This is a genomic window from Treponema sp. R6D11, from assembly GCF_054786075.1.
In genome coordinates this window covers 1-832 of sequence record NZ_BDHD01000530.1, presented here as the reverse complement: position 1 = coordinate 832, position 832 = coordinate 1, and the positions used below count along the sequence as shown (strand labels likewise).

General features: G+C 42.5%; 2 protein-coding genes. Both read left to right on the top strand.

The features are described from left to right. On the top strand, positions 1 to 386 hold a 386-nt coding region (locus tag ACYVTD_RS14480; RefSeq protein ID WP_461248421.1), incomplete at its 5' end, for a nitrilase-related carbon-nitrogen hydrolase. Further along, positions 383 to 832 (top strand): response regulator transcription factor (locus ACYVTD_RS14475; RefSeq protein ID WP_461248420.1); only part of this gene is annotated, 450 nt, incomplete at its 3' end. The genes ACYVTD_RS14480 and ACYVTD_RS14475, both read left to right, overlap by 4 nt.

Below are 832 nucleotides of genomic sequence, written 5' to 3'. Positions count from 1 at the left end.
TCTGCTTTGAAGACACTTTCGGCTATTTGTCCAAAAGATTTGTACAGCTAGGAGCAGACGTGCTTGTAAATCTCTCAAACGACGCATGGTCAAACAGCCTACCATCACAGTACCAGCACCTTGCTATGGCGGTCTTTAGGGCGGCGGAAAACTACCGCCCCATGGTTAGAGCAACTTCATCGGGGCAAACCTGCGCCATAGACCCCAACGGCAGGGTAACGGCAATGGCTGCCCCATTCACGGAAATCGCCCTAAATGTAGCGGTTCCGCTTGTAAAAAAGACCGCATTTTACACGCTTTACGGCGATTATCTGGCAATTTTCCTTGTTTTTATGGCAGCCGCCTTATTGATCTGTAAAGCGGTATGGTGTACAATAAAACAATGAATGCCAGAAAAAAAATATTAATCGCTTATGACGAAAATATCAATCTTGATTTCTTTGAAGTGATGCTGTCCAAGCTGGGCTTTGTAGTTGAAAAGTGCGATAATGGCTCTGAAGTTCTGGATAAAGTAAAAAAATTCCTGCCCGATTTAATTATTCTTGATAATATAATGCCGGGAATGACAGGCAGAGAAATAACAAAGATTCTAAAAAACGATCCTAGCTTTAAAGAAATTTCCATCATCATGTTATCTGCGTTAGACGACGTAAAAGATAAAGTCGCCGGCTTTGACGCGGGCGTTGATGACTATATAACAAAACCTTTTAATTTTACCGAAGTTCTCGCGCGCATTAACGCTGTCTTGCGTAACCGCGCGTTATTTGAACAAATAAAAATGCGCGAAACCCGCCTTACACTTGCGGAAGAATTAAACAGGCATTTAAAAGAC